Genomic DNA, 9,654 nt, shown 5'->3' with positions numbered 1-9,654 from the left:
TGGACGTCGTCCAGGTCTCGGAAATCACCGAAGTTGTCTCTTCCGACACCTTCAAACGGCCGATCTATGCCGGCAACGCCATCCAGACGGTGCAGACGAGCGAAGCCAAGCGCGTGATCACCGTGCGCACCGCCTCGTTCGCCTCGGCCTCCGAAGGTGGCGCTGCCTCGGTCGAGACGATCGCGGCAGCCGCCAACCCGGGTCTGTCGACCTTCGTCGCCGACGCGCTGTCGTCGTCGGATCGTCCGGAACTGACCTCGGCCAAGATCATCATCTCGGCACCTCATGCCAAAGCTCACTCAATTGCAGAAGGTGCGGAGAAATTCGCGCTTACTTTGCATCGGCAAGGCTGAACCACGGCCCGGAAAGTATCTCAAAACCGGCATCAATAAGCGTCCTCAGATCCAGCCTATCCACGTTGGTCTTCTCGGCCTTCAGGGCGATGCCTCTGTCATTATGACGGTGGGCCTGAGCAGGCGGTGTATCTCTTGGGGGTGTCGATCGTCGTTGGTGGGAGTTTGAGTTGGGTATACCGATCTCGCATGGCTTGTTCGTTGAAAATCTCTGTATCCAAAGGCTGGATAATAGTGGCGTCGCAGCTGGGGATCGCTTCGTTTCCGGTGATCTGATCCTGGAGGTGACTGCTCCCCGAGTGCCATGTCGGATCCTTGCCGACAAGATGAATCGCGCTGCCTTCGCCATGCGGTATATCAAGGCAGCTCGACCCGGTTTTAATGTCGCGTCGCTCAACCAGATCGGTATTGCCCCTGGACGTAGAGTTATGCATGAACAGTTTAACGGCGAGCGCATTTGGATGCCCGAAATGTGTCTCATCATGGCAAGCAACTGTCTCTTGAAGTGCTCGAGCGATATCGGGACGTACCGGTACATGCCAAGCTGCGTGCGTCGCTCGACCTCGGATTGGTCAGTTTCTAGCTCTTTCGCGCTACTCGAACGATTACCTGGTTTTCTCGGTTCCTGTGGACGTCCTGATCTGCGATGGGCCTCCCGTTCCGGATTGAGCAGTTGGATCGCGATCAACCGGCGCCGTCTGCGCTTCCCCGTTTCGCGGGGAGATCGTCTGGACGGCTTGGTTGTCAGGCGTCATCGCCGGCTTGTCCATCGTGACCTGCGCTGGTGTCGTCCTGCTATCGTCGTCGGCGCTCTCTCCGTAGAACCCCGCAATCGCCCAGGCGATCATCGTCAGTACTAGCCCGAATACGAGCACGACAAGGACAGGCCGCCCAAGGAGGCCCTGACGTGCCTTCTCCGCAGGGATCGGTACGGGCCTAACTGGCAAGTTGGTTTTGCCGGGCCGGTTGTCGAGATACGTGCTCATTTCAGGTCTCCAGTGTCATCTACCAGACTAACCGCGATCGTGCGCCAAGGTTCCGGCTGGTCCCGTTACAATGGCCCGAGGACACATCGATCTGTTGGTCGCGCAGGAGTTGTGGCAGGTTGGCAAGGTCGAGGGCCCACCCGTAGACGTTCATTGTTCGGCGACCCGCCCGTCGTCCGTTGGAGCGTGATCGTTAAGGCAAAGCGGTTTTTGGAAGTCAACGATGGGCAGTTGTGCGAGGTGATCTGCTGCCGTCACTTTGGTCTGACGGTAGTGTCGCGAGTGCAGCCCGAAGCATTTCGGTCAAACTTGCTCAATACTGACGAAAGGTTGACCGATCGCTCGTTCAGGGCATGCCGTGGATCAATTGGGGTGGCTTGCCTTTCACCGCGGCAATGCCGAGAACACCGATCGTCCGATACACCCGTCCAATCCGAGCGTTGGCCAGTTTTTGCGCGGGATGCCAACATCATTTCTATGATCTTCGAGCGCCGCCACTAGCCGTGGGGAAATAGTGCCTTAATTACTTCCCTTCTGTAAATGTTCGAGGCGTTGACATGAAAAGTTGTGGCGTAGCGGAGGGCAAGAGTTTGGGCGTGAAGGCCAGAACTGGCGTTCTTGGTCTTGATGATATTCTGGGCGGCGGTCTTTCTAGCGGTCACGTGTTTCTTCTCGAAGGTAATCCCGGTACCGGTAAGACAACGATTGCCTTGCAGTTCCTCCTAAGCGGCGCCACTGATGGCGAGCAGGGGCTCTACGTAACCCTGTCCGAAACGCAGGAGGAGCTTCGCGCCGGAGCGGCCTCCCACAATATGACAATCGGCGAAGACGTCGAAGTGTTTGAACTGGTGCCCCCGGAAAGCCTTCTGGATGCGGATCACCAGCAAAGCCTTCTCTACTCGTCAGACCTTGAACTGGGCGAAACGACCAAGCTCATCTTTGAGGTATTCGAACGTGTGAGGCCCAAGCGGGTCGTCATTGATAGCCTCTCTGAAATTAGGCTCCTGGCGCAGTCCTCCTTGCGATATCGCAGGCAGATCCTAGCGCTCAAGCACTACTTCGCGCGTCAGGGCACAACGGTTCTGCTGCTTGATGATTTGACGTCCGACGTTCTGGACAAGACGGTCCACAGCGTCGTTCACGGCGTCATACATCTTGAGGAACTGGCGCCCGAATATGGTGCCGAGCGGCGCCGGCTGCGGGTCATGAAGTATCGGGGGCAGGCCTATCGCGGTGGCTTCCACGACTTTGTCATCAGGAAGGGAGGGGTCGAGGCTTTCCCACGATTGAGGGCGCTCGAGCATCGAACCGACTTTGACCGGTCTCCCGTCGGTAGCGGCATCACAGAATTGGATACGCTACTGGGTGGGGGTATCGAACAGGGATCAAGTACGTTGGTTTTAGGTCCCGCGGGTGCAGGCAAGTCGATTTTGGCCTTGCAGTTTGTGGCCGCCGCGATGGCCCGCGGGGAAAATGCATCGGTCTTTGTTTTCGACGAGGAACTCGGGCTTCTGTTTCACCGGACTAAGCGCATGGGTATAGATCTCGAAGCGATGCAAAACACGGGTAGGCTCCATATCGAGCAGTTGGATGCCGCTGAGCTTTCGCCTGGCGAGTTTGCGCACCGTGTCCGCAACCGTGTCGATATTGCCCGTTCCAAAACTGTACTGATCGATAGTGTGAACGGCTACCAGGCCGCCATGCCACAGGAAAATTCGCTGATCCTCCACATGCACGAACTTCTGCAGTATCTCAATCGACAGGGCGCCAACACATTCTTGACTGTCGCCCAGCACGGGCTCGTTGGGGACATGAAATCGCCACTCGATGTCACCTACCTGGCCGACAGCGTAATACTTCTACGATATTTCGAGGCACTCGGACGGGTGCGACGAGCCATCTCGATCGTCAAGAAGCGGACAGGGGAACACGAAAACACCATTCGGGAATACACCATTGGACGCGGGGGTTTGACTATTGGCCCGCCACTTCAAGGTTTCCAGGGCGTCCTGCGCGGCCTGCCTCAATTTGTCGGCGAGGCCGGGCCACTTTTGAAAAGGAGCGATTCCAATTCCTGACCGTTTTAGCGTCGCGCTCGTCTATGCGCCTCAAGGTCGCGATAGCATGATAGCCGCGGCACTGCTTCGCGAACGGGGAATCTCGTCTGTTGTCGCAAAGAGTTTGAGCGACTTTGGAAGCCGATTGGGGGATGATATCCTCTTGGCCGTCGTTGTCGAAGAGGCGTTCCGTTCCGGTAATATCGCGCCGATTAACGCATGGGTGAAACATCAGCCAAGCTGGTCGGATCTTCCCTTCATCGTTCTCGCGCACCGCGGCGCCGGACCAGAGCGAAATCCAGCTGCGGCGCGATTGGCCGAGGCACTCGGCAGCGTTTCCTTTCTCGAGCGCCCCTTCCACCCAACCACGTTTGTCAGTGTGATAGAGACCGCTCAAAAAAATCGGCGTCGACAGTATGAAGCGCGTAACCGGATGGTCGAGCTTCACGAAAGTGAACTGAGCCTCAAGACGGCATTGCTCGCGGGGCATTTGGGCACCTGGCAGATCGAGCTTGATGGCTGGAGCTTGACCTCGTCGCCGGAATTCCGACGCATCTTTGGTAGGGCCGCAGACGCGGGGCTGACATATGAAGAGCTAGCGAACGCGGTTCACCCCGACGACCGGGCGCGGCGCGACGCATTGCTTGCAGAAACCCTGTCGACGGGCGGGGATTACATCGCCGAGTATCGGTCCATCTGGCCGGACAACACGGTTCACTGGGCCGAGGTCCGCGGGCGCCTTGTCAAAGATGCTGCTGGTTATCCAGTTCGGCTTGCCGGGGTCGCCAGTGACATTACCGACCGAAAAATGGCCGAGGCGCACCTGGTCTCCATCAATGAGACGCTTGAACGACGAGTGGAAGAAAGGACAGCGGCCCTAAGGATCGAAAGCGCGCAACGCGAGGCAGCTGAAGCGAAACTCCGTCAGTCGCAAAAGCTGGAAGCGATCGGCCAATTGACCGGCGGCGTCGCTCACGACTTCAATAACCTTCTAATGGCGGTTCTTGGCAATCTTGAGCTCTTGAGAAAGCATGTCGCGCATGACGCGAAAGCCCTGAGACTTGTCGAGGGAGCCTTGCAGGGTGCAGAGCGCGGCGCCTCGCTGACACAGCGGCTTCTGGCGTTCGCGCGTCGCCAGGACTTAGAGGTCGAGCCCGTCGATATTGCGGCCCTACTCTCGAACATGCTGGAGCTGCTGGTGCGTTCGGTGGGTAGTGCAATCTTGCTGACGGCCGATATCGACGACGATTTGCCGCCTGTTCTGGTCGATGGAAACCAGGTGGAACTGGCTCTCTTGAACTTGGTCGTCAATGCGCGTGACGCGATGCCGGGCGGTGGTGCGATCACAATATGTCTGCGGGAGTACAAAGATGTCCAGCCTGCCGACCACCTGTCAGAAGGAGCGTTTGTGTGCTTGAGCGTGAGTGACGATGGAGTCGGCATGGATGCTGATACGCTGAGACGTGCGATCGATCCGTTTTTCTCCACGAAAGAACTGGGCAAAGGGACGGGGCTTGGCCTTTCCATGATCCACGGCCTTGCCGAGCAGCTTGGAGGCGCTCTCAAACTCATCAGCAGGCCGGGTGAGGGTACGACCGCGGAACTCTGGCTGCCCGTCACAGCGCGTTCACCTGAAAAGAGCGAAACGCCCGCGGTAAACACGCAAAGTATCGATGTTGGCGTCAGCATCCTTGTTGTCGACGACGATGCGTTGATCGCCATGAGCACGGTCGATATGCTGGAAGACTTAGGCCACAGCGTAGTCGAAGCGAATTCGGGGGAGAGTGCATTGAAAGTACTGTCCTCAGAGGCACGCATCGATTTGATGATTACCGACTTTTCCATGCCGGGCATGAACGGTGCCCAATTGGCGGAAAAAGCGCGCGAACTGCGACCAGGCCTGCCCATCCTGGTAGCAACGGGGTATGCTGATCTACCGGAGGGAACCGGTCTTGATCTTCCTCGGCTGGGCAAACCCTACTCGCAAAATCAGCTTAAGAGCGAGGTGGAAAAAATCTTGCTCGATAAATAGCGCCCACAACCGCCGAAATCTAACTTTTGGTCGATATGTCTTGTCGACGAGCCTTGGACAAGCTTGAACGCGCATACGACCTTGCCGACCTATATCGGCAGATGGATTATTGACGCTGCGATAAATCGCTCCCGATCGGCGTATTCGTTGAAGTAGTAAACGGCTAGAAGTGATGATTTGTCTGATCGCATTACGATGCGCGGATAGCCCAGATCCGGGCTGCCGCCATCCTCTCGGACGATAGTCTCCGTAGACCAGCTGCTTCCGCCATCGTGGCTGATGCGACATCTCACGCCGTAAGGCTTGTCACGGTAGCCATAGATCAGAGCGATGCTTCCTCCAGGCAAGATCGACACGGCGGGCGGATTGCCGCCGTAGCCCGTCTCAATGGGGTACCCCACTCTGTCCCAACTTAGCCCCAAATCATCGGACACAAACGTGTCGATCCAACCCCCAGGCCCGCCCCCCATTCGTCGCACGAGTGTCAACACCCTACCGTCGTGCAAAAGGACGGATGCAGGCATGATTGCATAACCCTCCGCCTCGCCCATCAAGAAACTTTGCAGGCGAAAGTTTGTGCCGCCGTCACTCGTGCGCGCGCAAAAGACCCGGCCTTCTTCCCCACTTGATTTTGTCGAGGTCAACATGAAGAGGGCGTCGTGATGAGATAGGGGCACGATGTCGGTCCGCGCCGAGATGCCCGGCAAACCCATTGGATTGATGGCATACGGACCTTGCCAACTACGCGCGCGGTCGCGGCTGACGTAAAACCAACTGACCGGATGGCCCCAAATACCCGTTCGCGCCGCCAAGACGATAGTTTCCGGGTCGAGAAAATCCACCGGGTATCTTAACATCGACAAATCTTGACCCGGATCAATGCTCCCTTGCGCGCGCAGGGCCTCTTCCACATGCTCATCCGCCGACAGCGTCCGCCCTCCAGGCGTTCGTCCATTGAAGGTTTCACACGCCCATGTCAGCCCTCCGTCGAAGCTACGAGCCTGTCGGGGTACGAATGCATGAGCGCGGTCGCGCGCGTGAATATCGCCCTGTGCTCCCAACCGGCCCTGAGCAAAGACAACGACAACTTCTTCATCCCAAATCCACAGGCCATAGTTGGCGGGCCATCCGGCGAATTGATCTGCGTGGCGATAGACTTCGCAGTGCTGGACGACGGTAAGTCGACCATGCTCAATCCTGCTCATCGTCGCGATCGCAACTTCTTGGTCAGGATCACACCGGAAAGACAAAAGCACAACGAGTTGGTCAGAATGATCGGCCACTCCCCACGCATGATGCCGAACACGGACCAAAGTGCAAAACCCGTGACGGTAAGTGCGTACATGCGCGTTGAGATCGCGGCCATATCCTCCGTCTTAAGTATCTTCCAGACCTGCGGCAAGAAGCTCGTGACAGAGCAGACTGAGGCAAGGTACCCAACGACAAGCGCAGTCTCCATCAGGGTCTCCTGTCAGAAGTGCCGCCGTCTTCGGAAGCCGTTGATCCGGCCGGAAACATGGCGCTTTCAGCGCCGTCGCTGCGATAGCTTGGGCACGCCGCCTGCGAAGATTGCGTTGCCGGGGCTGCCCGAACAGGCAAAAGTACCTTGGACAAGTTCACGATCTCATACGAGAGTTCTGTGCGAAAACAAGGAAAGGTCATTTGTCCCTGTGGTGTTCTTATCGTTTTATCGTTCGAGCAAGGTGAACCGGGTACACAGGGGAATGTTCCATGGGGATGTCGATGTGCCCCGGCCTTGGCGTCAATGGAACATCGCTTGCCTACAGAAACCAGGATGCCTGTTGGACTTAGCCTCAAGGCCATAAACGAGAGGATCTGTCGCCCTTTTGAAAATTGGCCGCGTCACCCTCGTGCCTCATGGACGAGACGGATCAAGTTGGTAGGCGCCCGGAATGCCAGCGCGGGCGAAAATGATCCTGGTAAGATTTTAACAGACTTGACGGCCTGTCGACGAAGGCCGTTTCAAGACGAACGGCGCGGCACAAGCGCCGCGCCTTCTACACGTGAGCCGATCTACGACGAGGCCTTTCCGAGCTTTATGGAAGGTTCTCTGCCCCACACGCGCAGCTTGCCCAACTGAGAAACGAACGCGGAAAGTCCGTCCTCACCCGGCAGCGCCACGACGCCCTCGTCGAATGCGTCCGCAACTCCTGCCTTTTCCAGAAGCGGAAGGGCGGACTGATCGTAGCCTATGAACTTGCAGTGCTGGAAAGCATCGGTGACAAAGTCGCGTGCCGTTGCCTCTTTCATGAGGTCGTCAATCGCCTGTTGGGATGAGAGGATAGCGACAGCGTCGAACAGAACCGACGGCCCGCCGTCGATCATGTGATGCGCCTCAACCCAGCTGCCGTCAGAGGCAGTGACGCCGCCGACCTTCGGAGCAACGATTTCAACAACGGCCTTCTCGTTTTGCACCGCTTGAGTCAATCCCTTCAGCAGTTTGGTATCGACTCCATCGGTGACCAGAATGCCCAGCTTGCGCCCCTCGAATCGCTGCGGCCCCCGCTCAACGATGCTGAGGGCTGGAGACGGCTGGAGGTCCTGTCGGGTGGGTATCGCCGCTGCCGCCGGGCCCGGCATGCCCTTTAGCCCGAGCTTCTGAGCAACCGTCGTGGCCAAAGTCTCGTCGATGTTCAGAAGATGAGAAACCATCCGCTCTCGGATTACAGGTATCTCGACCTTGCTGAGCTCGAACGTGAGCGCCATGGCGATGTGGCGCTGCTCGGGAGGCGTTTGGCTGATGTAGAATTGCCTTGCCTGACTGTAGTGGTCGGCGAAGCTCTCCGCACGCATCCGAACTTTCGATCCCTGTTCTTCCGCAGGAAAATGGCGATAACCTTCCACGGGTGTTTCGCGCGGGCCATCGTTGTGAGAATTGGGTTGGTAATTGACCCGTCCGACCGGGTTGTGCATGGCCATGTGTCCATCCTGCTGGAAATGCGCGAAGGGACACTTGGGAGCATTGATCGGCAGGTGCGTAAAATTCGGACCTCCAAGGCGTTTCAGTTGCGTGTCGAGATAGGAGAAGTTGCGACCCTGCAGAAGTGGGTCATTGCTGAAGTCGATGCCGGGGGGAACGTTCTGGGTCATAAAGGCGACCTGCTCGGTCTCGGCGAAGAAGTTGTCAGGCATGCGGTCGAGCACCAGGCGACCGATTGCCTGGACCGGCAGCACCTCCTCGGGAATGATCTTCGTCGGGTCGAGAATGTCGAAGTCGAAATTGTCGGCGAAGTCCTGATCGAAAAGCTGGACGCACAGTTCCCATTCCGGATAACTGCCGGATTGGATTGATTGCCACAAATCGCGACGATGGAAGTCAGGATCCGCGCCATTGATCTTAACAGCCTCGTTCCAAGCGACCGACTGCAGGCCGAGTTTCGGCTTCCAGTGAAACTTGACAAAGGTAGATTGGTCTTTTGCGTTGACGAAGCGGAAGGTGTGAACGCCAAATCCTTCCATGAAGCGGAAAGAACGAGGAATCGCTCGGTCCGACATCACCCACATTATCATGTGCATGCTCTCGGGCGTCAGCGAAATGAAGTCCCAGAAATTGTCGTGAGCTGACTGTGCCTGGGGGAACCCCCGGTCGGGTTCAGGCTTGACGGAATGGACGATGTCAGGAAACTTGATGGCATCCTGGATGAAGAAGACGGGAATGTTGTTTCCGACCAGATCCCAATTTCCTTCCTTCGTATACATTTTTACCGCGAAACCGCGTACGTCGCGCGCGAGGTCAAAAGAACCCTTACTACCGGCTACTGTCGAAAATCGGACGAACGCAGGCGTCTTCTCGCCCGGGCGCTGAAAAATATCGGCGCGTGTATAGGCGGCCAGAGACTCATACGTTTCGAAGAATCCATGCGCGCCGTAGCCGCGTGCGTGAACCACGCGTTCCGGAATCCGTTCATGATCGAAATGGAAGATCTTCTCGCGAAAATGAAAGTCCTCGATAAGTGCAGGACCCCGGGGCCCAACGCGCAAGGTATTCTGGTCATCGGCAACCGGCGCACCCTGCGCAGTCGTCAGGGTCGAAAATCCGTCCTCAGCAAACTGATGGAGCTCGCCGCCTTTCCCAATATGGAGGCTCTGATCATGAATCTTTGCAGTGTTAGAGTTGGTCTTCGACGTTGTTTTTGCCATTGAGTTTCTCCCAGCACCTGAAGCCTCGGGTGGGAAGAAGGCCGTGCTGGCGCGGTCTTCTTCCC

General features: G+C 57.3%; 6 protein-coding genes and 2 pseudogenes. 4 read left to right on the top strand and 4 right to left on the bottom strand.

Annotated features, from left to right (window positions below; all coding sequences use genetic code 11):
* Together LPJGGPFB_RS25745 and LPJGGPFB_RS33790 are read left to right on the top strand one after the other, a co-directional pair.
* Window positions 1–326 (top strand): annotated as a pseudogene (locus LPJGGPFB_RS25745) (electron transfer flavoprotein subunit alpha/FixB family protein); the annotation flags it as partial.
* Window positions 327–517: 191 nt separating this feature from the next.
* Window positions 518–769: pseudogene (locus tag LPJGGPFB_RS33790) on the top strand (MOSC domain-containing protein); the annotation flags it as partial.
* Between the two features lie 189 nt (window positions 770–958).
* Here LPJGGPFB_RS33790 and LPJGGPFB_RS25740 read toward each other — a convergent pair.
* Complete coding sequence (locus LPJGGPFB_RS25740; RefSeq protein WP_173422754.1) at window positions 959–1,339, bottom strand: hypothetical protein; 381 nt, start codon at window positions 1,337–1,339, stop codon at window positions 959–961.
* 557 nt (window positions 1,340–1,896) lie between these two features.
* Here LPJGGPFB_RS25740 and LPJGGPFB_RS25735 point away from each other — a divergent pair.
* Together LPJGGPFB_RS25735 and LPJGGPFB_RS25730 are read left to right on the top strand one after the other, a co-directional pair.
* Entirely contained in the window at window positions 1,897–3,417 is a 1,521-nt protein-coding gene (locus tag LPJGGPFB_RS25735) for an ATPase domain-containing protein (protein WP_173422753.1), read from the top strand.
* Window positions 3,418–3,463: 46 nt separating this feature from the next.
* Window positions 3,464–5,428: a hybrid sensor histidine kinase/response regulator gene (locus tag LPJGGPFB_RS25730; protein ID WP_173422752.1), complete on the top strand. Its 1,965-nt coding sequence runs from the start codon at window positions 3,464–3,466 to the stop codon at window positions 5,426–5,428.
* Between the two features lie 89 nt (window positions 5,429–5,517).
* Here the strand turns inward: LPJGGPFB_RS25730 and LPJGGPFB_RS25725 are convergent, their stop codons facing one another.
* The 3 genes from LPJGGPFB_RS25725 to katE form a co-directional block, all read right to left on the bottom strand.
* Window positions 5,518–6,633, bottom strand: a complete 1,116-nt coding sequence (locus tag LPJGGPFB_RS25725; RefSeq protein ID WP_173422751.1) for a sialidase family protein — start codon at window positions 6,631–6,633, stop codon at window positions 5,518–5,520.
* Window positions 6,630–6,887: a SemiSWEET family sugar transporter gene (locus LPJGGPFB_RS25720; protein ID WP_173422750.1), complete on the bottom strand. Its 258-nt coding sequence runs from the start codon at window positions 6,885–6,887 to the stop codon at window positions 6,630–6,632. The genes LPJGGPFB_RS25725 and LPJGGPFB_RS25720 overlap by 4 nt, the downstream gene beginning before the upstream one ends.
* Before the next feature lie 575 nt (window positions 6,888–7,462).
* Window positions 7,463–9,589, bottom strand: a complete 2,127-nt coding sequence (gene katE / locus LPJGGPFB_RS25715; RefSeq protein ID WP_173422749.1) for a catalase — start codon at window positions 9,587–9,589, stop codon at window positions 7,463–7,465.
* Window positions 9,590–9,654 lie beyond the last annotated feature (65 nt).

The sequence above is a fragment of the Ensifer adhaerens genome, from assembly GCF_013283195.1.
Taxonomy (GTDB): domain Bacteria; phylum Pseudomonadota; class Alphaproteobacteria; order Rhizobiales; family Rhizobiaceae; genus Ensifer; species Ensifer adhaerens_G.
The sequence above is the reverse complement of the archived record's forward strand: the minus strand, read 5'-3'. Positions and strand labels throughout refer to the sequence as shown.